This window comes from bacterium (genome assembly GCA_035528375.1).
Lineage (GTDB): Bacteria > RBG-13-66-14 > RBG-13-66-14 > RBG-13-66-14 > RBG-13-66-14 > RBG-13-66-14.
Genome location: DATKYS010000106.1, coordinates 1 through 23,637, shown reverse-complemented (window position 1 = coordinate 23,637; position 23,637 = coordinate 1). Strand labels below are relative to the sequence as shown.

Annotated in this window: 21 protein-coding genes; 17 read left to right on the top strand and 4 right to left on the bottom strand. The window is 65.1% G+C overall.

Annotated elements, in window-relative coordinates:
- Nucleotides 1-73 precede the first annotated feature (73 nt).
- The 9 genes from VM054_08575 to VM054_08535 all read left to right on the top strand — a co-directional run bounded on the left by VM054_08575 (nt 74) and on the right by VM054_08535 (nt 9,277).
- Nucleotides 74-1,783 (top strand): hypothetical protein, encoded by a 1,710-nt coding sequence (locus VM054_08575; GenBank protein ID HUT99117.1) that lies wholly within the window; start codon nt 74-76, stop codon nt 1,781-1,783.
- A gap of 7 nt (nt 1,784-1,790) precedes the next feature.
- A complete protein-coding gene (locus VM054_08570) occupies nt 1,791-3,044 on the top strand; it encodes a tetratricopeptide repeat protein (GenBank protein ID HUT99116.1) in 1,254 nt (417 codons plus the stop codon).
- Complete coding sequence (locus VM054_08565) at nt 3,044-3,919, top strand: YicC/YloC family endoribonuclease (GenBank protein ID HUT99115.1); 876 nt, start codon at nt 3,044-3,046, stop codon at nt 3,917-3,919. The genes VM054_08570 and VM054_08565 overlap by 1 nt, the downstream gene beginning before the upstream one ends.
- 8 nt (nt 3,920-3,927) lie before the next feature.
- Nucleotides 3,928-4,554 carry a guanylate kinase gene (gene gmk, locus VM054_08560; protein ID HUT99114.1) on the top strand — a complete coding sequence of 209 codons (627 nt, stop codon included), beginning with the start codon at nt 3,928-3,930 and terminating at the stop codon, nt 4,552-4,554.
- Nucleotides 4,555-5,379, top strand: a complete 825-nt coding sequence (locus tag VM054_08555; protein ID HUT99113.1) for a hypothetical protein — start codon at nt 4,555-4,557, stop codon at nt 5,377-5,379.
- Nucleotides 5,380-5,513: 134 nt separating this feature from the next.
- Nucleotides 5,514-6,653, top strand: a complete 1,140-nt coding sequence (locus VM054_08550; protein ID HUT99112.1) for an aminotransferase class V-fold PLP-dependent enzyme — start codon at nt 5,514-5,516, stop codon at nt 6,651-6,653.
- Nucleotides 6,650-7,276, top strand: coding sequence for a redox-sensing transcriptional repressor Rex (locus VM054_08545; protein HUT99111.1), 627 nt, complete (start codon nt 6,650-6,652; stop codon nt 7,274-7,276). Before VM054_08550 ends, VM054_08545 begins: the two co-directional genes overlap by 4 nt.
- Nucleotides 7,277-7,295: 19 nt before the next feature.
- The gene (locus VM054_08540; GenBank protein ID HUT99110.1) at nt 7,296-8,405 is read left to right on the top strand and encodes a DegT/DnrJ/EryC1/StrS family aminotransferase; all 1,110 of its coding nucleotides are present in this window, start codon (nt 7,296-7,298) and stop codon (nt 8,403-8,405) included.
- Nucleotides 8,405-9,277: a glycosyltransferase family 2 protein gene (locus tag VM054_08535; protein HUT99109.1), complete on the top strand. Its 873-nt coding sequence runs from the start codon at nt 8,405-8,407 to the stop codon at nt 9,275-9,277. The genes VM054_08540 and VM054_08535 overlap by 1 nt, the downstream gene beginning before the upstream one ends.
- Before the next feature lie 14 nt (nt 9,278-9,291).
- Here VM054_08535 and VM054_08530 read toward each other — a convergent pair whose 3' ends face one another.
- A complete protein-coding gene (locus VM054_08530) occupies nt 9,292-9,891 on the bottom strand; it encodes a PadR family transcriptional regulator (GenBank protein HUT99108.1) in 600 nt (199 codons plus the stop codon).
- A 222-nt stretch (nt 9,892-10,113) separates the two neighbouring features.
- Here VM054_08530 and VM054_08525 point away from each other — a divergent pair, with 222 nt between their 5' ends.
- Nucleotides 10,114-11,100, top strand: coding sequence for an ATP-binding cassette domain-containing protein (locus tag VM054_08525; protein ID HUT99107.1), 987 nt, complete (start codon nt 10,114-10,116; stop codon nt 11,098-11,100).
- On the top strand, nt 11,097-11,855 hold the full coding sequence (locus VM054_08520; protein ID HUT99106.1) for an ABC transporter permease: 759 nt from the start codon (nt 11,097-11,099) through the stop codon (nt 11,853-11,855). Before VM054_08525 ends, VM054_08520 begins: the two co-directional genes overlap by 4 nt.
- Nucleotides 11,856-12,143: 288 nt before the next feature.
- On the opposite strand, the gene VM054_08515 is transcribed toward VM054_08520, so the two are convergent.
- The 3 genes from VM054_08515 to VM054_08505 all read right to left on the bottom strand — a co-directional run bounded on the left by VM054_08515 (nt 12,144) and on the right by VM054_08505 (nt 14,399).
- Nucleotides 12,144-12,428: an HU family DNA-binding protein gene (locus VM054_08515; GenBank protein HUT99105.1), complete on the bottom strand. Its 285-nt coding sequence runs from the start codon at nt 12,426-12,428 to the stop codon at nt 12,144-12,146.
- A gap of 169 nt (nt 12,429-12,597) precedes the next feature.
- Nucleotides 12,598-13,206, bottom strand: a complete 609-nt coding sequence (locus VM054_08510) for an acyltransferase (GenBank protein ID HUT99104.1) — start codon at nt 13,204-13,206, stop codon at nt 12,598-12,600.
- 209 nt (nt 13,207-13,415) lie between these two features.
- The gene (locus VM054_08505) at nt 13,416-14,399 is read right to left on the bottom strand and encodes a Gfo/Idh/MocA family oxidoreductase (protein HUT99103.1); all 984 of its coding nucleotides are present in this window, start codon (nt 14,397-14,399) and stop codon (nt 13,416-13,418) included.
- Between the two features lie 485 nt (nt 14,400-14,884).
- On the opposite strand from VM054_08505, the gene VM054_08500 reads away from it, so the two are divergent.
- The 6 genes from VM054_08500 (at nt 14,885) to infB (ending at nt 23,025) form a co-directional block, all read left to right on the top strand.
- Entirely contained in the window at nt 14,885-16,054 is a 1,170-nt protein-coding gene (locus VM054_08500) for a GuaB3 family IMP dehydrogenase-related protein (GenBank protein ID HUT99102.1), read from the top strand.
- A 288-nt stretch (nt 16,055-16,342) separates the two neighbouring features.
- On the top strand, nt 16,343-17,131 hold the full coding sequence (locus tag VM054_08495; GenBank protein HUT99101.1) for a class I SAM-dependent methyltransferase: 789 nt from the start codon (nt 16,343-16,345) through the stop codon (nt 17,129-17,131).
- A gap of 12 nt (nt 17,132-17,143) precedes the next feature.
- On the top strand, nt 17,144-18,568 hold the full coding sequence (glgA, locus tag VM054_08490) for a glycogen synthase GlgA (GenBank protein ID HUT99100.1): 1,425 nt from the start codon (nt 17,144-17,146) through the stop codon (nt 18,566-18,568).
- An 82-nt stretch (nt 18,569-18,650) separates the two neighbouring features.
- Complete coding sequence (locus VM054_08485; GenBank protein ID HUT99099.1) at nt 18,651-19,163, top strand: hypothetical protein; 513 nt, start codon at nt 18,651-18,653, stop codon at nt 19,161-19,163.
- A gap of 12 nt (nt 19,164-19,175) precedes the next feature.
- Nucleotides 19,176-20,450 (top strand): transcription termination factor NusA, encoded by a 1,275-nt coding sequence (gene nusA, locus VM054_08480; protein ID HUT99098.1) that lies wholly within the window; start codon nt 19,176-19,178, stop codon nt 20,448-20,450.
- Between the two features lie 85 nt (nt 20,451-20,535).
- Nucleotides 20,536-23,025 (top strand): translation initiation factor IF-2, encoded by a 2,490-nt coding sequence (gene infB, locus VM054_08475; protein ID HUT99097.1) that lies wholly within the window; start codon nt 20,536-20,538, stop codon nt 23,023-23,025.
- The last annotated feature ends 612 nt before the right edge of the window (nt 23,026-23,637 follow it).

Here is a 23,637-nt window from a genome sequence, read left to right as displayed (position 1 = left end):
GCCCCTCCGGCCCCGACAGGGGCGGCCGGTTAGCGTCGGGCATGCAATTATTGTCACCTCTTAAGGGGATGCCATGAAGGCCAGATTGTTGTTGATCGTCATTCTCCTGCTGTTGTCGGGGGCGTCGGCCTTTCGGGTGGACAACAACGAACCGCCGAAAATCGTGCTCACCGACATCACGACGGAGCAGGTGGCGGACGTCGTGGTTGCGTACCAGATATCGGACCGCGAGGGCGACCCGATCTCGATCAAACCGGAGTTCAGCCGCGACTCGGGCGGCACGTGGGAGCCTGCTACGGTGACGGGCCAGACCGAGGCGATTCAATCTTCGGGTTACGACTCGACGCTCACCTGGAACTCGAAGAGCGACACGGACATGCTGGACCTGTTCGAGGTTCAGTTCCGGCTGACGCCCAGTGACAACGACGTGGGCGAGCTGGACGCCACGGCCAACTTCCAGGTGGACAACTCGGACGTGCCCGCGATTACACTGACAACGCCCTCGGGCGAGCAGACCGCCGACGTAACGATTGCTTACAACTTGACGGATCGGGAGGGTGATCCTATCGGCCTGGTTCCCGAGTACTCGGCGGACGGTGGCTCCACATGGAAGGCCGCGACGGTGAGCGGCGCGGTGGAAGCTGTAAAGACCGGTTCCGGCTCACTGACCTGGAACTCCAAGAGCGACGTGGACCAGCTCGACGGCAACTACCTGTTCAGAATAACCCCGTCGGACAACGACACGGGTGAGACGGGCCAGACCACGGCGTTCCAGGTGGACGATTCGGACGTGCCCCGGATATCGCTCAACCCCGTCACCGGCGAGCTCACCGCCGAGGTGGTGATTTCCTTCAACCTCGAGGATCGGGAAGGCGACCCGTGCAGCCTGAAGGCAGAGTTCTCCACCGACGGTTCGACCTGGAAACCGGCGAACGTCACCGGCCAGACCGAGGGCGTCCGGCCGGGCCGGGGGCAGCTCACGTGGAATTCGGCCGGCGACCTGGACCGCGTGGACCTCGAAAAGGCGTACTTCCGCATCACCCCGTCGGACAACGACACGGGCGAGTCGGCCCAGACGGGTCCCTTCCGGTTGGACAACTCGGAGCCGCCGCTCATGGACCTGGACACGCCGTCCGGTGAGCAGACCGGCGCGGTGTCCGTCGGGTACAACGTCTCCGACCGCGAGGGCGACGCGGTGAACCTGATCGTCGAGTACAGCCTGGACGGCGGTTCGAGCTGGAAGCCCGCAACGGTGACCGAGGCGACCACCGGGATCAAGCCCGGCAAGGGCAAGCTGACCTGGCGGAGCGATGCCGACGCGCCCGGCGTGGACGTGAACGCGGCGATGCTCCGGGCCACACCCTCGGACAACGACGAGGGGACTTCGGGTCAGACGGGTATATTCCCGCTGGACAACAATCAACCGCCCACGGCGGCGGTGTCCGTTCCGTCGGGCGCGATATCCGGCCCCGTGGCGGTAACGGTCACGCCCAAGGACCCCGAGGGCGACCCGGTGGACTGCGACCTGGAGTACGACACGGGAGCGGGCTGGACGCCGGCGAGCTACACCGGGAGTCTCGGCGGGATAACCGGCCTCGTCACCGTCACTTGGGACGCCCCGGGTCAGCTCGGCGCCGTTGCGGCCAGCGGCAAGCTGCGTGTCATCCCCGCCGACAACGACACGGGCGAGCCGTCAGAGACGAGCTTCAGCGTGGACAACACCCCGGCGCCTCCGCCGGAGCCGGAGCCCGGGCCCACTCCGGAACCGACGCCGTCGCCCTAGAAATTCTATGCGGAAAATTCCCCTGCTCCTCGTCTCGATGATGACCTGCGCGGTGCTCGGTGCCCCGCGCGTGGTCGCGCTGCCCCTGGAGAACGAGGGGCTGCCCCAGGACGCCTGGTACCTCATGGGGCTGACCGAGTCTCTGGCCTGGCGGCTGAACGAGTCGAACTCCGCCGTGGGCCTCGAATGGCGCACCATGCACCAGGCGCTTCAGGTGCTCCAGATGGGGCGCCAGCGAAACTTCAGCGAGGGGGATCTGGACAGAATTCTGGTGTACCTCAAGCCGGACTACTACCTCCGGGGTTCCTACCTGATAGAACAGCCTGAGAACCCGTTGGGCGACGTGCGCTACTCGGTGGAGGTCGCCTGCCTGACCTACCCGGCCGACCGGGAGCTCTTCAACATCCGCTTCACGGGCGTGGATCTCTTCGCCATCGAGGTGGAGATTTACAAGGAGGTCCGCCTGGCCATCGGCGAACCCCTGACGGAAGAGGAGTCGAAAGAGGCGGAGAACTTGATCACCGACGACGCCGTCGCCTACCGGTGGTACTGCCGGGCCGTCAGCACCGTGGCCAACCCGGCGCAGCAGGCCGATTACCTCATCGAGGCGATCAAGCTCAACCGGGGTTTTCTGGCGGCGCGCCGGGAACTGGCCCGGGCTTACCTCCAGTCCGGTGACACGCCGCGCGCGCTGAAGGAGATACTCACCGTCCTGCGCGAGGAACCCGACGATTACTGGGCGCTCAAGTACTATGGGGACATCCTCGACGCCCTGGGCGAGGGCGGCAAGGCCATACGCATCTACCGCCGGGCCGGGATGGCCGATGAGCGCGAGTGGAGACTGCACCTGGAGCTGGCCTGGACGCTGGAGGAGAAGGGGTCCTACACCCTGGCCGAGAAGTCTTACGACAAGCTCCTGGTGAAGGACAGCCGGTTCTACGACGCCTACCGCGGACTGGCCGTCATTCTGTTGAGCCGGGGGGAGTACACCGAGGCGCTGGACCTCCTGGAGCGGGCGCGAAGCCTCGGCGAGGGTATTGCCGAGTACCACAATCTCCTCGGCCGGACCTACATTTACAACGGACGATTCGAGGATGCCATACGCGAGTTGCAGACCTCGGCGGACCTGGCCCCGAGGAACGGCAAGTACGCCTACGACCTCGGTTTCGCCTACTACCGGGCCGGGGACACGCGAATGGCCGACGAGTGGTGGCGGACGGCGTCGCTCTTGGGTTACAGCCACGAGACGGAGTTGGAGTAGTGGGCGCACAGAGCATGACCGGCTACGCCGAGGGGCGCTGGTCGGAGGGTGACGATCTTCTGGTGCTCGAGGCCAGGAGCGTCAACGGCAAGCACCTCTCGGTCAAGCTCCGCCTGCCGTCGTCTTTGTCCGCCTTTGAGCAGCGGCTCGTAAATCTGGTCAAGGAGAACGTCGGTCGGGGCAGCGTCACCCTCACCTGTCTCGAATTTTCCGGCTTCGCCGACGCCGGGGCCGTACCGAAGGTGAACCTCGATCTGGCGCGTGGGTACATCGAAGCGGCCGCCTCCCTGCCCCCCGAGGTATCCCGGGACCTGACGGCCTACGAGCTGCTGCGCCTGCCCGGCGTGGTGGCCGAGTCCGAGGGACGCCTCGACGCGGGGCGCCTGGAGCGGGCGCTGGACGCGGCGGCCGGGGAAGCCCTATGCGGTCTGGCGGATTCCCGCCGCCGGGAGGGGCGGGAACTTTCCGAAAAAATCGGCGCGATGCTCGACGACCTCTCCGGGGGTCTGAAATCCCTGCGGTCCCTCGCCGCCGCGGTTCCGGAAAGGCTCCGCGTGACGATTGGGGAGAGGGTGTCCGAGCTGGCCGGAAACGTCCTGGACCGCGAGCGGCTGGAACAGGAGGTGGCCTACCTGGCCGTCAGGGCCGACGTGACCGAGGAACTGGACCGGTTGGAGGGGCACCTCGCGGCGTTCCGTTCGGCCCTGGATTCCCCTGAATCCCAGGGACGGCGGCTGGATTTCCTCTGCCAGGAGGTGCTCCGCGAGCTCAACACCTGCGGCAGCAAGGCCGTCGGAACCGACATCACACCTCTCGTGCTGGAGGCAAAGGTCACCCTGGACCGGATTCGGGAGCAGGCGGCGAACATCGCCTGAAGGATTCGATGGAAAACCACCGCGGCATCCCCATCGTCATCTCATCGCCCTCCGGCGGCGGCAAGACGAGCATCTACGTGGAGTTGGCGAAAAGGCACCCCGAGTTCTTCTACTCCGTCTCGGCCACCACGCGCCCCCGGCGGGCCAACGAGGCGGACGGCGTCCAATACCACTTCCTCGACGAGGCTGAGTTCATGCGGCGGCGGGATGCCGGGGATTTCATCGAGACCGCCCGGGTGCACGGCTACTGGTACGGCACTCCGCGCGAACCACTGGAAAAGGCGCTGGGGGACGGGAGGGACGTGGTTCTCGACGTGGACGTCCAGGGGGGCGACTCCATCCGCCGCATTTACGGGGACGAGGCTCTGCTGATTTTCATCGTCCCCCCGAATCTGGCGACGCTGCGGGAACGGTTGGTTCAACGCCGCTCCGAGGAACCGGCGCTCGTCGAGAGGAGGATGGCGAACGCCCTGGACGAGCTCCGCCGCGCCCCGGACTACGACTACACCGTGGTGAACGACGACCTGCGCCGGGCGGTGGACGAGGTGGAGGCCGTCATCACCGCCGAGCACCTGCGCAGCGCCCGGCTGGCCGGAATTTTCCGAAAACGCTTCCCCGAGCTGGGGGAGGGATAGATGGGACGCCTGTCGGTTCTCTCGATTTCCGCGGCGGCGGTCCTCCTGACCGGCTGCGAGCCCGCCGAGCCGCTGCCCAACCCGATGGCCGACATCGAGATAACCGGGTTCGCCTCGGGCCAGCTCTACCCCGACGGCTCCACCATCCCCTACGAGGACCGGGTGATCATCGTCCACGGCACGGTGACCGACACCGACCCCCTGAACAGTCCGGACACCTGGGACGGGTACGTGGAGATAGTGCGCAACAAGAGCGAGTCCTACGTTCTCTCGGAGCCGGAGATGCAGCAGGTCCTCGACGACGAGGGCGCGGGTACGGCGCGTTGGGAGTTCTTCCGGCGGGTCCGGCTCTTCAACAGTTGGAACACCGTTGAAATTTACGTCCGCGCCTTTCCGGGGGGGACGGTCCTGGAGTACTCGCCCGTCGTGAGCCTCTCCGGTGAATGGAGCGCGGGGCACGACCCGGTCATGTGCTCGGTGGAGTGGCCCGGGTCGGACCTGGCCAACCTCAACCTCCACCTGGCGGACGACCTGGGCAACGACTGTTCCGAGGACGACCCCAACATCGGCGGGATGATTCTGGACGTCCCCGACTCCTACGGGTACGGGCCCGAGTACATCACCGCCACCGAAACCAGGCGGGCGACCTACCGGGTTTTGGTCGAGTACGCGGACGGCAACGGGCTCGACTCCCCGGTGAATTGCAAGGTCCACGTTTACGTCCGCGGCGCCGAATTGTCCCAAAGCCCCTACCGGCACACCTTCCAACCCGACGACGTGGGCGGCGATCCCTGGGAGGTCACCGAGGTCACCTACTACCCGTGAGCTAACGGTTCCGACGCCGAGCCCCGCGTCAAGGTTCCCTTTCACCCCTTTTTAAAATAAAATAGCCGCCGCACGGTTTGATCGGGGCGACCCGGTTCAACGTAGAAATTTCTCCCAGGAAGCCGAGGACAGCCATGCAGGTCTATCTGGACAACAACGCCACCACCCGGACCGCGCCCGAGGTCGTGGAGGCGATGCTCCCCTACTTCACGGAAATCTACGGGAACGCCTCGAGCTTCCACCAGTTCGGCCAGCTGTCGGCGAAGGGGATGGGCTCGGCCCGGCAGCAGGTGGCCGATTTTCTGGGGGTCACGGCCGACGAAATCGTCTTCACCGGCTCCGGCTCCGAGTCGGACAACTACTTCCTCAAGGGGGTGGCGGCCCGCGCCGGCGGGGGACATCTGATTGCGAGCGCCGTCGAGCACCCGGCGATTCTGCGCACGGCACGCTTTCTGGCGCAAAACGGCTTCGAGCTCACCGAGCTGCCCGTGGACGGTCAAGGGGTGGTCAGCCCCGACGACCTCCGGGGGGCGCTCCGCAAAGACACCATCCTGGTCAGCATCATGCACGGCAACAACGAGATAGGGACGGTCCAGGACCTGGCCGCCCTGGGCGCCGTCTGCCGCGAGGCAGGCGTCCCCTTTCACACCGACGCCGTGCAGGCGGTGGGTAAGCTCCCGATAAATCTGCGCGAGCTTCCGGTGGATTACCTCTCCGCGTCGGCCCACAAGCTCCACGGCCCCAAGGGTGTCGGCCTGGCCTATCTGCGCCGGGGGTCGAAGGCGCCGTTCAACCTCATCCACGGCGGCCACCACGAGAAAAGGCGCCGGGCGTCCACGGAGAACGTGCCGGGCATCGTCGGCTTCGGGAAGGCCGTCCAGCTCGCGTCCGAGGAGGATTACCACCGGGAGAAAATCCTCCGCCTCCGCGAAAAACTGGAGGAGGGGATTGGCGACATCCCCGAGGTCACCATCCTCGCCCGGGAGGCGGAGCGGCTGCCGAACACCTCCAACGTGCTCTTCCACCGCCTGGAGGGCGAGTCCATCGTGATGAGCCTGGACTTCGAGGGAATCGCCGTCTCCACCGGATCGGCCTGCTCCTCGGGCTCCCTGGAGCCCAGCCACGTCATCCTGGCGTTGGGCTACGACCACGCCCACGCCCAGGGGTCCATCCGCTTCTCCCTCTCCCGTTACACCACCCAGGAGGAGATAGACTACACGCTGGAAAAGCTCCCCCCCATCATCCACCGCCTGCGTAACATTTCCGCCCTATGAAGAAACGGGTTCCCCAGGCCACCGTCCACCGCCTCTCGCTTTACGCCCGCTACCTGGGTGAGCTGGAGATCCAGGGCGAGGACTACGTCTCCAGCGAGAGACTGGGGGAGGGCGTGGGCACGAACGGGGCCCAGGTCCGCAAGGACCTGAGCTTTTTCGACCGCTTCGGCATCCCCGGGCGGGGGTATCCGGTGAGCTTTCTGCGCAAGCGGCTGGCGAACATCCTCGGCGTGGGGGACCGGGTGTGGCGGGTGGTGGTGGTGGGAGCCGGACGGCTCGGGGCGGCGCTGGTGGGCTACTCGGGTTTTGAGAAACAGAGCTTCCACTTCGTCGCCATCCTGGACAACGATCCGGCGAAAATAGGCACGCGGGTCAACGGTCTCGAGGTCAGTGACATCCGCAACCTCCGCACAATCGTCGTTTCGGAGAATGTGGAGGTCGCCGTCATAACCGTTCCCGTGCACAGCGCCCAGCAGGTGGCCGACATGTTGGTGGAGGCCGGGGTGCGGGCTCTCTTGAATTTCGCCCCGGCCAAACTGGACGTCTCACCGCACATCGTGCTGCGTAATGTGGACCTGGCCGTCGAGCTGGAGGGTCTCTCCTTCCGCCTCATCAACCGCTGACGACCGACAGGGGGCTTGCTTGGAGGAACGGTCGAACGTGCCGCTGGCCGATTTGGCCGCCGCCCACCGGGAGAACGCCGCTGCCCTCGAGGACGCGGCGCTCGGGGCGCTGCGTTCGGGACGCTACATCCTGGGGCCCGAGGTGGCCGCCTTCGAGGCGGAGCTGGCCGCATACGTGGGGGTTGAGCACGCCGTGGGCGTGGCCTCGGGCTCCGACGCCCTGCTCCTGACCCTGCAGGCGCTCGACCTGCCCCCGGCTTCCAAGGTGGTCACGACACCGTTCACCTTCTTCGCCACGGTGTCCTGCATCGTCCGGCTCGGTCACCGGCCGGTTTTCGTGGACATTGACCCGGTCAGCTTCAACCTGGACGTCGGGCGGACGGGAGAGGCCGCCGCCGACCCCGAGGTGCGGGCGGTCATCGGGGTGGACCTCTACGGCGATCCACTGGACTACGACGCACTGCGGGAGGCCGTCGGACGCCCCGACGTCCGGATCATCGAGGATGCGGCCCAGAGCTTCGGCTCGGAACTGCGCGGGCGGAAGGCCGGCTCGCTGGCAGACGTGGCCGCCTTCAGCTTCTTCCCCGCGAAAAATCTGGGCGCCGCGGGGGACGGCGGGGCGGTGGTCACCGACGATGCCGAGTTGGCCGACCGGGTGCGCATCCTGCGTGCCCACGGGGCCAGGCCGAAGTACCGCCACCACGTCGTCGGCTACAATTCACGTCTGGATCCCCTGCAGGCCGCGATGCTGCGGGTGAAGCTGCGGCGGATCGAGGAGGATATCCGGCGGCGTCGCCTCATCGCGGAGCGCTACGCCCCCCTGGCCGAGGTCGCGGAGCTGCCCTGTCCGCCGCCCGACCACCGGCACTCGTACAACTACTTCGTCGTCTCCGTGCCTCGGCGGGACGAGCTGGCGGCGTATTTGGGCAAGAACGGCGTGGGAAACGCCGTGTATTACCCCGAACCGCTCCACCTCCAACCCTGCTTCTCCGGGCTGGGCTACGGCGAGGGCGATTTCCCCGAGGCCGAGGCCGCCTGCTCTCGCGTCATCGCCCTGCCCATGTACCCCCAACTCGCCGAGGCGGACCAGGACTACGTCATCGAGACCGTTCTGGGTTTTTACCACTGATGGGACCGCCGGTACTCAGCGTGGTCGTGGTGAGCTACCGGAGCCGGGAGTTCCTGGCGGGGTGTCTCGATTCCATCTTCGAGAGCGGAGGGGTGGCCGACCCCGAGGTCGTCGTAGTGGACAACGGCTCGGGGGACGGCTCGGTGGAGATGCTGCGGAGGAAATACCCCGGCGTCTCGGTCATCGCCAACCCGGACAACCGGGGCTTCGCCCGGGCGGTCAACCAGGGGCTCCGCCGGACCTCCGGGCGCTACCGGATGCTCCTCAACCCGGACATGGTGGTTCAGGAAGGCGCTCTGGCCGAGTTGGTGGGCTTCATGGAGGCGAACCCCGACTGCGGGGTGGCCGGCGGGAACGGCCTCGATCCCGGAGGCAGGCCGCAGCCGCAGTTCACTCGAAGCATCCCGACCCCCCTGACGGCGCTCTACCACTTCTGCGGGCTGGACCGCCTGTGCCCGAAGAGCCGTCGCTTCGGGCGTTACAACTACACATACGCCGACCGGGAAACGAGTTTCGACGTGGAGGCGCTCTCCGGCTCGTGCATCGTCGTCCGTCGGGAGGCTCTGGAGCGGGTCGGGCTTCTGGACGAGCGTTTTCCCATGTACGCCGAGGACCTGGACTGGTGCCTGCGATTCGCCCGGGCGGGCTGGCGCGTCTCCTACGTCCACACGGCCCGGTTCGTCCACTTCCACGGCCAATCCAGCCGGAAGAACCTCCTGTGGACCAGGCGGCAGTTCTACCTGACCATGCACTCCTTCTATAAGAAAAACCTCCGGGATTTCTATCCGGGGGTGGTCAGTCTCCTCGTGGACGTGGGTATCCTGGTGGCCCTGGGCCTCGGCCTCCTCCGGGCCCACCTCGACCGCTCGTGAGGTTTTAGCGGAGGTTATCGGGGGAGCGGGTGCGGACCGTCCGCTTCGAAGTCCTTTGCGTTCAAAGCTTTGTGATCAACCCCCTTCGTGGTCTTGATCGCCCATTTGGCCCAGCGGAGCTCGGCCGCCAGCAGGCTCTGCCGGTGCTCGAAGATGAGGTACTCGGAGAGGCTCAGGTTGCCGGAGACAATCTTGTCCCGCCACGCGTCCTTGATTTCTTCCATCTCCTCCTCGACGGCGCTCTTGCGTTTCCCGATCAAAAGCTCCAGCTTACCGGGAGGCAGTAAGAGCGCACGGGCGAAGGCGATGACGATGTCGAGGGAGAAGAACAGGCGCTGGGTGTGGACGTCCAGCTCGTCGAGCCCGGTCTTGAGGGCCTTCTTCCCATCGTCGGTGAGGGCATACACGTGGCGGGGAGGGCGGTTTCCGTTCCGGGTCGTCTTCTCGTCCACGTATCTCGATTGCTTCAGCTTTTTCAGCGTGTAGTAGAGGTGCCCGGTGGAAACCTCGCTCCACAGGTCGGCGTGATTCTCATCGAGGACGCGCTTGAGCTGATAGCCGTGCATCGGCTTCTCGCTCAAGAGGCCGAGAACCATCAGATCCACCTTGGTCACGGTCGCCTCCTCCCGAATAAATTACATTTCGTCCATTTACTAATTCTATATGTATTATAGTTAATTGTACAGTTGTTGTCAAGGTGAGTGGCAGAGGAATGGGTTTACGGCGGTTAGTTGGATTCAAAATAATATGACTTATAATATGTGTATAATCAGTGTTGTTATTCGTTTCGGTAGCGTATCCCTGGTCTGGCTGATCGGGATCGGCGGGGTGAAACCTTGAGGGTAACCGACGTCATCGAGGTTTCGGGTCTGGTAAAACGCTTCGACGACCTCGTCGCCGTGGACGGCGTGAGCTTCGTGGTGCGGGCGGGGGAGGTCTTCGGCTTCCTGGGTCCCAACGGGGCCGGAAAGACGACCACCCTTTCGATTCTGGCGACGCTGCTGCAACCCACGTCCGGGTCGGCCAGCGTCGCCGGGTGCGACGTGCTGGAGAACCCCGCCGGCGTACGGCGCGAGATCGGAATCGTGTTCCAGGAAAGCTCCCTGGACACCAAGCTCACCGCCCGGGAGAACCTGGACTTCCACGCCCGCATCTACGGTGTGGACGATCGGAAGGCGCGTGTGGCCGAGATGCTCGCCTTCATGGAACTTTCCGAATGGGGCGATAAATTGGTGGAGCGGCTCTCCGGCGGCATGCGGCGCAGGTTGGAGGTGTCCCGGGCCCTGCTGCACCGGCCCCGGGTCCTCTTCCTGGACGAGCCCACCCTCGGCCTCGACGTGCAGAACCGGCGGAAAATCTGGGACTACCTACTCGAGGGCGCCCGCGTGGATTCGACCACCGTTTTTCTGACCACCCACGACCTCCACGAGGCGGAGCGGTGCCACCGGGTAGGAATTATTGACCGGGGCAGGCTGGTCGCGTGCGGCACCCCCGCCGAGCTGAAGTCCTCCCTCGGGGGGAGCGTGGTCCGTCTGCGCTGCGCGGACCCGGTAGGCGCGGCGCGGACCATCATGTCCACCACGGGGCTGGAGGCCAAGCTGGAGGACGGCTCCGTCGTCGTGGTGGTGGATTCCCCCGCCGAGTTCCTGCCGGAGGTCATGCGGCTCTTCGGCGCCGCCGTCGAGAAGATTCAGGTCGAGGAGCCCACCCTGGAGGACGTGTTCCTCGCCCTCACCGGTCACACCCTGCGCGACGACGAGGAGCGGGGCCAGGGTGCCTGGCGGACTGCACACGCCGCCACGGCCAGGAGGGACGTCCGATGATTCAGGGGTTCGCCGTCAGCGCCATCTGGCTCCGGGAGTTCAAGCGGTACTTCCGGGACGTCCCGCGGGTGGCCGCCTCCGTCGCCCGACCCGTCGTCTGGCTTTTCATCCTGGGCATCGGCATCTCGCCGAATTTTTCCCAGGTGGCCGGCCTGAACTACATCGAGTACATCTTCCCCGGCATGGTGGTGATGACCATCCTGTTCACCTCGACGATTTCGGCGATTTCCATCATCTGGGACCGCGACTTCGGACTGTTGAAGGAGATGCTCTCCGCGCCCATCAGCCGCAGCTCCATCGTCGTCGGGAAGGTGCTCGGCGGCGCCACCATCTGCACCGCCCAGGGCTTCATCGCCATCCTCCTGGTCTTCCTCACCCACGTGCAGCTTTTGTGGTACAACATCGCCTGGATTCTGTTGGTCAGCTTCATCGTGGGGTTCATGCTCGCCGGTCTGGGGGTCATCATCGCCAGCCTGGTGAAAACCTACGAGGGCTTCAGCTCGGTGATGAATTTTCTCATCATGCCGATGTTTTTAGCCTCGGGCGCCGTGTTCCCCCTGGACAACCTCCCGCGCTGGGCTTACCTCGTCGCCCGGGCCAACCCCATCGCCTACGCCGTGGACCTCTTCCGCGGCCTGATGCTGCGGCACTACGAGTTCACCTTCCTCATAGACCTCACCGTGCTCCTGGGGCTGACCGTCATCATCACCGCCCTGGCTATCTACCGCTTCCGGCGCATGGCCACCCGGTGGTAGAGGGCCTTTCGCAGTTCGTGGTTCGCTCAGTGCTAGGGACTGGGTGCGGCTTCTGACGGGGGGGGGGTCGCTTGCCGAGTGCCCCCTCTCCCCTCTGGGGGGAGGGTCGGGGAGGGGGGTAGTAACGGCGGGGATGGGAATCCCCGCCCTACGTTTTGGGAAGGGGCGGGGTGAGAAGCCCAGCCGGTCCTCAACCGACGGCACTAAAAATGGCACCCCGTGGTGCCTCTTTTTTATTCCCCCACGCCGCCCGTTGCGGCGCCGCCTCGTAGGCCGTTTTTACGGCCGTCAGTCGGACAGGTCCAGGGACAGCGCCTTCATCCGCTTGCCGGGGACGAATTTTATCCTCTTGCGGGCGGGGACGATGACCTCCTGGTTTGTGCGCGGGTTGCGGGCGAGCTTCTGCTTGGCCTTGCGGACGCTGAAGACGCCGAAGTCCCGGATCTCGATCCGTTCGCCCCGGGAGAGGGTCTGACGCATCTCCTCGATGAGGGCGTCGAGAACCTGAGCCGCGACCTTCTGGGTCACGTTCAGCTTCTTGGCCACGGTTATGGCAATCTCCCGCTTCGTCATCCTGACCTCCCATCCCCGCCCAGGAAAGTGGGACGCCGGGGCAAGGGGTTTAAACCCCTTGTCTCCATCTGCACCGCCACCTCCCCTCCCCGGCAAGGGAAGTGGGACTCCTATTTAAATGACAGGCTGCTTTTTAAGAGTACCACCTAGTTATGTGATGGTCAAGGGGTTAGTCGGCGATGGCGTCCAGGCGGGCAAGTCCGCTTTCCGTCAGCTCGTAGCGGAGGCCGCAGGCGGCGCAGGCCTCGGTGAGTATTTCCCCCGAGCACAGCGGCAGACCGAGCCTCCGGCCGCAGGCGCACACCCACCCGACGAGCCGCGCCGGTACGCCGATGACCAGGCCGAAGTCCGGCACGTTCCGTGTGACCATGGCCCCGGCGCCGACCATCGAGTGCTCGCCCAGGGTGACGCCGCAGATGACGGTGGCGTTGGCCCCGATGGTGGAGCCTCTCCGACAGAGGGTGGGGACCCAATCCGCCGAGCCAGCCTTAGGGAAGAGGGACCGCGGAGTAAGATCGTTGGTAAAGACGCAGCTCGGGCCGCAGAAGACGCCCTCCTCGAGGGTCACGCGGGTGTAGACGCTGACGTTGTTCTGCAGCTTGCAGCGATCACCGATGACCACGTCGCCGCCGATGTAGCAGTTCTGGCCGAGGCTGCAATTCCGCCCGATGCGAGCCCTCGAACAGACGTGGCAAAAGTGCCATATTTTGGTGCCCGCGCCGATTTCGACGTCCGGGTCAACGATGCTGGTGGGGTGGACGTAGAATTTATCCGTCAACGGCTCACCTCGTTTCCGCACTTGGGGCGGTCATTTTCGGTAGGGGTCAACTCGGCCCCGCAGGCGGGGTGACCGTAACGCTCATTCATGCGCTTCAGCCGGCCAACGACGCCGGTCTCGGAGAGGAGCCGGGCTCTCAGCCGCTCGGCGTGATAGATGTGTGAATGTACCGCATTAGAGGTCGCACCGACCGATCAGGTGCCGTTCCATCACTCCACCTCGACGGGTGCGCCGCCTTGGCGGGTGCTCTCGTCGGCGGCGGCGAGCACCCTGAGCACCGCCAGACCCTCCCGCCCGTCCGACAGCGGTTTCTCCTCCCCCCGGCAGCATGCGACGAAGTGGGCCAGCTCCCGGGCCAGCGGCTCACCGGCGGTTATCTCGAGTCTCTCGGCCGGGCCGGTGTGGTGGGCCGTCGAGCCGTCCGGCGAGGGCTCCGCCCGGTTCGGAAAAAACTCCAGCCGCCCTGCGGCGTCCTCCCACAGGAGCATCCCCCGGTCGCCCACCACCGTGAGCTCCCGCTTCTTCTGCGGGTCGAGCCAGCTCACGTGCGCCAGAGCCAGCCGCCCCGAGGGAAATTCAAGGGTGAGCAGGGCGTAGTCGGTTATCTGTGAACGGATGTCCGCCCGACCGGAGCAGGAAACCCGGTCGGGCCACTCCCCGAAAATTTCCGCGAGGTTGACGATGTCGTGGGGGGCGATGCTCCAGACGACGTTCTCGGCGGAACGGACGCGGCCGAAGTTGGTGCGCCGTGTGTGCGCGGTGAGGACCTTCCCGATTTTCCCATCGTGGATTGCCCGGCGAATCGCGTCCATCGCCGGGTGGTAGCGCAGGACGTGGCCGACGAAGAGGACGACGCCCCTCTCCTCCGCCTGGCGGACCAGCTCCTCGCCCTGGGCGACGTTCAGAGCCAGCGGCTTTTCCACGAATACGTTGAGGTTTCTCTGCAGGGCCTCGAGGGCGAGGGGGTGATGCAGCTCCGCCGGGGCGGCGATGACGACGCCGTCGGGGCTCCCTGTGAGCAGCGCGGCGAAGGAATCGGCGTGGACGGCTTGGGGGGCGAGCTCGCGGGCCCTGGCCCGGCCCTCTTCCGACGGGTCGAAGGTTTTTTCCACCACGCAGCCCTCGAGGGCGACCAGGCTCTTGAGGACGTTTCCCCCCCACCGGCCCACGCCGGCCATCACGAGCCGAACCATCTCCACGGCGCCTCCTGTGTCGCCAAATCGTACCAGAGCGCGCCGGCGTAGGCAAGCCGTAGGTTTTACCGGGCGTCGTCGGCGGAATTTTCCGGTTTCTAAAAAATACCCTGTGCGAGATATTATCTCTCCACGGGAAGCGTGGCCCGTGAGGGCGTTTTTTTACAGAATTTTTTGTAAGCAGATTGGTCCAAGGTGTGTTAGAATCACTCCACGGGAAGGGTGGCCCGTAAGGGCGTTTTTTATATACCGGGAAGAAGTTCGGCGTTTTCAAGGGGATGGCGTTTTACGGGACTCGTGAATGAACCGTAGGGACGCCCGGTTGTATAAGAAAATTCCCTCCCGGACGAGGTGAATAGCGATTTCGATGCAGGGATTGACGTGGTTCACTATATCGCCCAACGGATGACGTTTCTTGTGAGGTGGCCTTTAGGCCGCCTTGTTGTATTGGTGAGCCAGGATTTTACCGACTGAGGGGTGAGCCTATGGGCAAGTATATCGGTATCGGTCGCAAAGCCCGGCAGTGCTTCGGCTTCGACGACGTTGCGCTGGTCCCGGGGAGTTTGACCATCAATCCCGACGACGTGGACATCTCCTGGGAGGTTGCCGGGAAGCGCTTCGGAGTCCCCATCGTCGCCTCGGCCATGGACGGCGTGGTTGACGTGAGGTTCGCGGTGGAGTTCGGCCGGCTGGGCGGATTCGCCGTGCTGAACCTCGAGGGGGTCCAGACCCGCTTCGCGGACCCCGGCGAGGTGCTGGACCGTATCGGCGCCGCGAAACCCGACGAGAGCACCCACCTGCTCCAGAAGATTTACGAAGAGCCCATCAAGAAGGAGCTCGTCGGCCGGCGGGTGGAGGAAATCAAAGCCGGCGGGGCGCCCGCCGTGGTGAGCGCCATCCCCCAGCGCGCCGCCGAGTTCGGACCCCTCGCCGCCGAGGCCGGATGCGACGTCTTCGTCGTCCAGTCCACCGTGGCCACCGTGGAGCACGAATCGAAGAGCTACGAATCGCTGGACTTCGCAAAATTCATCGCCGACATGCACCAGCGGGGCATCCCCGTCATGGTCGGCAACACGACCACCTACGAGGTTACCTACGCGCTGATGAAGACCGGCGCGGACGGCATCTTCTGCGGGGTCGGGCCGGGAGCGGCCTGCACCACCCGCGGCGTCCTGGGCATCGGCGTGCCGCAGATAACCACCACCGTGGACTGTGCCTACGCCCGGGACCGCTTCTACAAGATGACCGGCCGCTACGTGCCCGTCATCACCGACGGCGGGATGCGGGTCGGTGGCGACATCTGCAAGGCCTTCGCCGCCGGCGCCGACGCGGTGATGATCGGCTCGCCCTTCGCCAAGGCCCACGAAGCTCCGGGGCGCGGATACCACTGGGGCATGGCCACACCCCACGCCAACCTCCCGCGCGGCACGCGGGTCCACGTGGGGCAGAACGCCTCCCTGGAGCGCATACTCTTCGGCCCCGCCGAGCTGGACGACGGGAGCCAGAACCTGGTCGGGGCGCTCCGGACCAGCATGGGCAACGTGGGGGCGCACAACATCAAGGAGATGCAGAACACGGAGATAATCATCGCCCCCGCGATTCAGACCGAGGGCAAGCTCCTGCAGAAGGTGCAGAAGATAGGCATGGCCAAGTAGGCCGGGTACTTTAAAATCCCTGACGGGGGCGGTCCTCCGTGGGCCGCCCTCGGTTTTACGCGATAGTAGGCCGCGTGGAAGGCTTGAGTTCCGGATGACCATTTAGTATGCCGCAGAGCGGGATTATTGTAAATGTGATATACGTGAAATCCATATAGCTCATTATTATGCTATTCGCATTCTTTCTAAGAGGGTTGAGGAGCGCGAAATCCCGGCGGCTGTAGTCGGTCGGGTGGTAAAGGATGAACCACCCGCCTGACGGCTTGCATGGGGCTTCGTGGAATTACGATGGACGTGAACGAAGTCGGCCGTTACTGGGACTCCAACGCGCCGGTGTGGACGCGGCTGGCGCGGATGGGCTCCGACGTCTTCCGCGACCAGTTCAACACGCCGGCCTTTCTCGGCATACTTCCCGACGTTAAAGGGCTCAACGGTTTGGATATCGGTTGCGGCGAGGGGGCCAACACGCGCCTCGTGGCCCGTCGCGGGGCGCGGATGACCGCCCTGGACGTTTCTCCGACCTTCGTCAAGCTGGCCGCAGACATGGTCGAGGAAGGGACGCCGGGGATTACCTACCTAGTCGCCGACGGCTGCCGCCTTCCCTTCGCGGACGACTCCTTCGATTTCGTCACCGCCTTCATGAGCCTGATGGATATGCCGGACCAGGAAGGGGCCTTCGTCGAGGCCGGGCGGGTACTCAGGCCCGGCGGGTTCTTCCAGTTCTCCATCACGCACCCTTGCACCGATACCCCATACCGTAAATGGATTCAAGACGACGAGGGCCGGCGGGTGGCCCTGGCCTGCGGAGGCTACTTCCGTGAGCTCGATGGCGAAATTTGCGAGTGGATTTTCGGCCACGCGCCGGCGGAGCTCCGGGAGACACTTCCCAAATTCAGGATTCCCGATTTCCACCGCCCGTTGAGCTTTTACTTCAACGGTCTAGCGGACGCCGGTTTCGTCCTGGAGCGGGTCTGCGAACCGCAGGCGTCCGACGAAGCCGTGGCGCGTTATCCCGAGCTAGACGACACGCGGATCGCGCCCATGTTCCTCATCATCCGGGCCCGGTTGCCAAGATAAGGAGTGATGACAGTGAAGATACTCATCGCCGCCAGCGAGGTCGTCCCCTACGCCAAGACCGGCGGCCTGGCCGACGTGGCCGGCGCCCTGCCCCGGGAGTTCGCAAAATTGGGGCACGACGCGCGCCTCGTCATGCCGCGCTACGCCAAGGTCAAGAACGAGCTGGAGCCGGTGAAGACCGGCCTGGGCGTAGAGCTGGCCGGGGAGCGCGTGGCCTTCGATTTATTACGCGACAGGAGCCAGGGCTACGAAGCCTGGTTCGTGGATTGCCCTCGATTTTTCGACCGACCGGGGCTCTACGGCGAGGACGGGGCCGATTATCCCGACAATGCCGCCCGCTTCGCATTCTTCGCCAAGGCGATTCTGGCCGCGGCCGAGGCGGTCGGTTTCACCCCCGACGTCATCCACTGCCACGACTGGCAGACCGCGCTCGTCCCCCTCTTTTTAAAGAAGGGCGGCTGCCCGTTCTCTTCCGGTACCCTCTTCACCATCCACAACCTGGCCTACATGGGCAACTTCCCCCCCGGCGAGGCGCTGCCCTTGATCGGCCTGGGCGACGGGGTGTTCACCGCCGAGGGCGGTCTCGAATACTACGGCAAGGTCAACTACCTCAAGGCCGGACTGGTTTTCGCGGAAATCTTGACCACCGTCAGCGAGACCTACGCCCGCGAGATTCAGACGCCGGAGTTCGGCTACGGGCTGGAGGGGGTTCTGCGGTCCCGCTCCACCGACCTCTTCGGCGTCCTAAACGGGATAGACTACGAAATCTGGAATCCCGCCGCGGACGCCGACCTCGTCGCCAACTACTCGGGAAAAAACCCCGGCGGCAAAGCCCTGTGCAAGGCCAACCTTCAGCGGGAGTACGGCCTGCCCGAACGGGCGGATGTTCCGCTCTTCGGCATGGTCTCCCGCCTGGCCGACCAGAAGGGGCTGGACCTCTTCGAGAAGGTTGCCGACGATTTCTTCAGCAAGGAGTTGCAATTCGTCCTCCTGGGGACGGGCGACCCGAAGTACCACGCGCTCTTCGGCGAGCTGGCCGCGCGGTATCCGGAAAAGTGCGGCGTGCGGCTGGCCTACGACGCGGCTCTGGCCCAGCGCATCTACGCCGGGTCCGACCTCTTCCTCATGCCGAGCCGCTACGAGCCCTGTGGATTGGGTCAGCTCATCGCTCTGGCTTACGGGACCCTGCCTTTGGTCCGCGCCACGGGGGGGCTGGCCGACACCATCCGGGAGGGGGAGAACGGCTTCGTTTTCACGGACTACGTACCGTCGGCCCTTTTCGACGCAACCAAGCGCTCCCTGGCGGCTTTTTCCGACCGGGAAACCTGGGACGGGCTGGTCCGTCGGGCCTTCGCCTCCCGGTACCCCTGGTCCCGTTCGGCGGAGAGGTACGTCGAGCTTTTCGATAGAACCTTGACAGAGAGGCTCCGGGGCTAGTCCCCGCTGGACTTGACCTTGGGGTTGTGTTACTATGCGCGAGGCGGCGTGAAGGTCGCCCGCTTCGACCCGGGTGGTCGGGATGAACCGGGCCGTCGAGATACGCGACGCCGTCGTCGGGTTGGTACAACCGCTTCTGGTCCTCGAGGGGCTCATTCTGGTCGAGTGCACGGTCGCGCTCAGCCGGGGGTCCCTGAAGCTGGACCTGGCGGTGGACCGCGACGGGGCGCCGGCGGACGGCGTGCATGGCCTTACCGTGGGCGAATACGCCCGCCTGACCCGCTACCTCTCGACCGTGCTCGAGGCCGAGATGCCCGAGCTGGGCGAGTTTAACTTGACCGTGGGCTCCCCCGGCATCGTCCGAAGGCTCCAGAGCGAGCTGGAACTGGCCTGGGGCGTCGGCAAAGAAGTCGAGGTGCGCTTCCGGCGCGGCGGAGAGAGGCTCGTCGGGCGCCTGAGCGCCTTCGACCCCGGGAGCGTCACCCTGGAGATTCCGGGGGAAGGTTTTTCGCGGATCGAACGGGAAGATATAGCCTCATTGCGGTTGCACTTTGCCTTTCCCGAGCCGTCGGGGAAGAGGGCCAGGAAACGGTAGGCCCCTTCGAGAATGGACTACGACTTCATTCAAGCCCTGGAAGCCATCGCCCGGAACAAGGGCATCGAGCAGGACATCCTCTACGAAGCCCTGGAGGCCGGGCTCATGGCCGCCGGCCGGCGCCGGTTCGGCGAGCACGCCATCATCTCGTCCCAGGTGGACCTGGACGAGGGACGGGTCCTGGTCTGGCTGACCAAGAAGGTCGTGCGCAGGGTCAAGGACCACATCACGGAGATATCGCAGAAGGACGCGCGGTATCTGGCCGGCAACGATGTGGTCATCGGCGACGAGCTGGACATCGAGGTGGACACGGCTGAGTTCGGCCGCTCCGCCGCCCAGACCGCCAAGCAGGTCGTCATGCAGCGCATCCGGGAGGCCGAGCGGGACACCATCTTCGACGAGTTCAAGCACCGCGAGGGGACCCTGATAAACGGCATAGTCCAGGGCGACTCCGCCGGCGGCATCGTCATAGACCTGGGGCGCACCGACGGCATCATGCCCTACTCCGAGCGCATCCCCCGCGAACAGTACCGCAAGGGGGACCGTGTCAAGGCCTACGTGCTCGAGGTGCGCAAGACCAACCGCAGCCCCCAGATCATCCTCTCCCGGCGCCACCCGGGCCTGGTGGAGCAGCTCTTCGCCCAGGAGATTCCCGAAGTGGCCGACGGGACGGTGGCGATAGCCGCCATCGCCCGCGACGCCGGTTTCCGCACCAAGGTTGCCGTCCGCTCCAACGACTCCAACGTGGACGCCGTGGGCACCTGCGTGGGGCTGCGCGGCTACCGCATCCAGTCCATCGTGCGCGAGCTGGACCAGGAGCGGGTGGACCTCGTCCTGTGGGACCGGGACATGCTCCGGTTCGCCAAACACTCTTTCAACCCGGTGGAGGTCCTGCGGGCCGAATACGACGAGCTAAACGAACGGGTTCTGGTCGTCGTTCCCGAGGAGAAGCTGTCGGTGGCCATCGGCAAGGGAGGGCGGAACATCAAGCTCGCCTCGCGACTGGTCGGGGTCCGGATAGACGTGCGCAGCCCCGAGCAGTACGAGGAGGAGAAGACCGCCCTCACCGCCCAGGAGGAGCAGGAGGAGGTCGTCGCCGACCTGACCTGCCTGCCCGGGGTCGGTGAGTCCACGGCGATGAACCTCTTCGCGGCCGGTTTCGACGGCGTGGAGGCCTTGGCGGCGGCGTCGGTGGAGAACCTGTCCCAGGCCAAGGGCATCGGACCGAAAACGGCGGAGAAGCTCATCCAGGCCGCCAAGAAGCTCCTGGAGGAAGAGGGCTACTAGAACACCGTCCCAGACGTTTTCCCGGGAAGACCGCATCCTGTGGTGCGCCAAGAAGCACGGGGTGCGAGAGGGTTGTTAGAAGGTCATGAGGGTCCACGAGCTGTCAAAAGAATTCGGCATCCCGTCAAAGCTCCTGATAGCCAGGATGCGCTCCCTGGGTATCGAGGTGTCCGGCCACATGTCGTCGGTCAACCCCGAGCAGGAGAAGCTGCTGCGCACGAAGTTCAAGGCCGCGGCGAAGGCCGACGCCTCCTTCGATAAACCGCTCCCCAAGACCCGACGGGTGAGGAAACCGGTGACACCAGAGGAAAAGGCCCGCGCCCGGGCCGAGTCCGTGGGGACGAAGCGCGCCGACGGCAAACCCCGGGTCCGCGTCCGTCACCACCCCCAGGAGGAGGTCGTCCAGACTGGAGGCGAGGTCGCGGAGGTGCGGGAGGTCGGTGTAGAGGCTGAGGGCGAAATCGTCACCGCTCCCAAGGTCCATCTCAAGGGCGTAGCCAGGCCCAGGGTGAAAAAAGCCGCCCCGGCGGAGGAAGCGGAGACGCCCGTCGAGGTGGCCCCGGAGGAAGCGGCGGGGCCCGTCACTTCCCCGGTAACTTCCAGGCGCGACATCAAGCGACCCGATTTCGACACCCACGAGGAGGAGGGCGAGGACAAACGCGGTGGTTCGCGGGTGCTCTTCCGCCCCGAGAAGCCGGTCGCCGCCGAGGACCTGGGTTTAACCGCCCAGGAGAAGAAGCCGCCCAAGACCGTCCGCCGCCGTCGTCGCCGTCGTCGCCGGAAGTCGAGCTCGGTGATGATCCACGAGCTCCGCACCAGCCGCAAAACGAGGTCCAAGCCCAAGGAAGAGGCCAAAAGGGTTCATATCTCGAGGCCCATCACCCCCATCGAGCTGGCCGATCTGCTCCACCTCCCGGTGGACGAAGTTTTGGCGAAACTCGGCGAGCTGGGTGAGGAGTACGGGGCCATCGAGGAGATGGACGTCGTCACCGTGGCCACCCTGGTGGACGAGTTGGGCTTCGAGGCTGTTCTGCCCGCCGACTTCGATGATGAGAGCAAACTGAAGCCGCGTCCGCCGATCATCGCCGTGCTCGGCCACGTGGATCACGGCAAGACCACCCTTCTGGACTACATCCGCCAGACCGACGTGGCCGCCGGAGAGGCGGGGGGCATCACCCAGCACATCGGCGCCTACCAGGTTTCGACCAAGCACGGCCCCATCACCTTCATAGACACTCCCGGTCACGAGGCCTTTACGGCGATGCGGGCCCGGGGCGCCGAGGTGACCGACATCGTCGTCCTGGTTGTCGCCGCCGAAGACGGCGTCATGCCACAGACCGTCGAGGCCATCAACCACGCCCGCGCCGCCGACGTCGAGATACTCGTGGCCATCACCAAGATGGACAAGCCCGAGGCCGACGCGGAAAAGGTGCGGCGTCAGCTCTCCAAGTACAACCTAGCCCCCGAGGAATGGGGCGGCCAGACCACTTTCTGCGAGGTGTCCGGAGTCACCGGCCAGGGCGTGGACCAGCTCCTGGAAAGCCTCGCCCTCCACGGCGAGATGCTGGAGCTCAGGGCGGACTCCAGCGCCAACTCCCAGGGTGTCGTGATCGAGACCCGCATAGATCGCGGTCGGGGCGGCATCGGAACGGTCATCATCACCGACGGCACCCTGAAAATCGGCCAGGCCTTCGTCTGCGGCACCCAGGCCGGCAAGGTCCGCCTGATGACCGACGACAAGGGCAGGCAGATAGAGTCCATACCGCCCGGCACACCCGGCGAGATCCAGGGCTTTGACGGCCTCCCCGAGGCGGGCGATTCCCTCATCTCCATTTCCGACGAGAAGACGGCCCGCGCCATCGCCTCCCTGCGCCAGTCCGCCGGCCGAGAGGAGAAGCTCGAGAGCGCCAAGCGAAGGACCCTGGCCGATTTCCTCAAACCCGGCGGGGTCGAGGAGGCGAACAAGCTCCCCCTCATCATCAAGGGCGACGTGAACGGCACCGTGGAAGCCGTGCGGGATTCCCTCGTCCGATTCAACTCCGATGAGGTGGAGATCGAGGTCATCCACTCCGCCGTGGGGGGCGTGACCGAGGCGGACGTGCAGTTGGCCGCGGCCACCGGCGCGATCGTCGTCGGCTTCAACGTGGTGCCCGATTCCAAGGCGGTGAACCTCGCCCAGAAAATGGACGTGCAGGTAAAGCTCTTCCGGATAATTTACGAGCTGCTGGACGAGATAAAGGCCACGGTGAGCGGCATGCTCGCTCCGGAGATCCGCGAGCAGGGGCTGGGGCAGGCGGAAGTACGGGAGACGTTCCGCATCCCCAAGGTCGGCATCATCGCCGGTTGCTACGTAACCTCGGGCAAGGTGAAGCGCAACGTCATGGCCCGGCTGGTCCGGGACGGACGGCTGGTTTACGAGGGCCGACTTACGAGCCTCCGGCGTTTCAAGGAGGACGTGCGCGAGGTCGCCGAGGGCTACGAGTGCGGCATCGGCCTCGAACGCTTCGACGATATCCATGTCGGCGACCTGATCGATGTTTACGAGCTGGTCGAGGAGGCGCGCGAGCTCGTGTAACCCGGCCGGGTGAGTGGTTTGGGGCGGTTGGGGTGGTCGAGGTGGGGGGAGCGGAGGAATGGGGGAGAGGGGTCGTTTTGGTTCCATTAAACGCGGGTCCTGCTTGGTAGGCGGTTCGTTGAACCTTCCAGACCAGGCGCATGAGCACCTTAGGCACGATCTCGGGAGTACGGTTTAACGGTGCGGTTCGTTGAACCGCTTTTTTTATCACCACCCGGGTCAGGGGGTGCCGTTCGGCGGCCGCGGGAATACCGCCGCGGATGAAGTGAGGCGACCAATTTTCACGCCCTACCTGTGTCGGACGCCGTCCGATCGTTAAAAAACCCGCCTGGTGCGGGGCGGGTGTGAATCGCCAGGTTCCGGCAGGGAGTTGACTAAAAAAACCCCGCCCGCAGGCGGGGTCTTTCTGAGCCTCGTGGTGTATTCCTCGGATATGAGGGAAAACACACCCGTAAGCGGTACTCTGTCTTTGGAATCACATTTCCTAACCGGACCACGCCAATCGGAAGAAGGCTTTAACAAACGGCATCACAAGGTTTATGACCCTGCCACAAAAGAACAGGAGGAATGTGGCAAAGAGGAAGGACACGCCTGTCGAGTTTATATCACCCT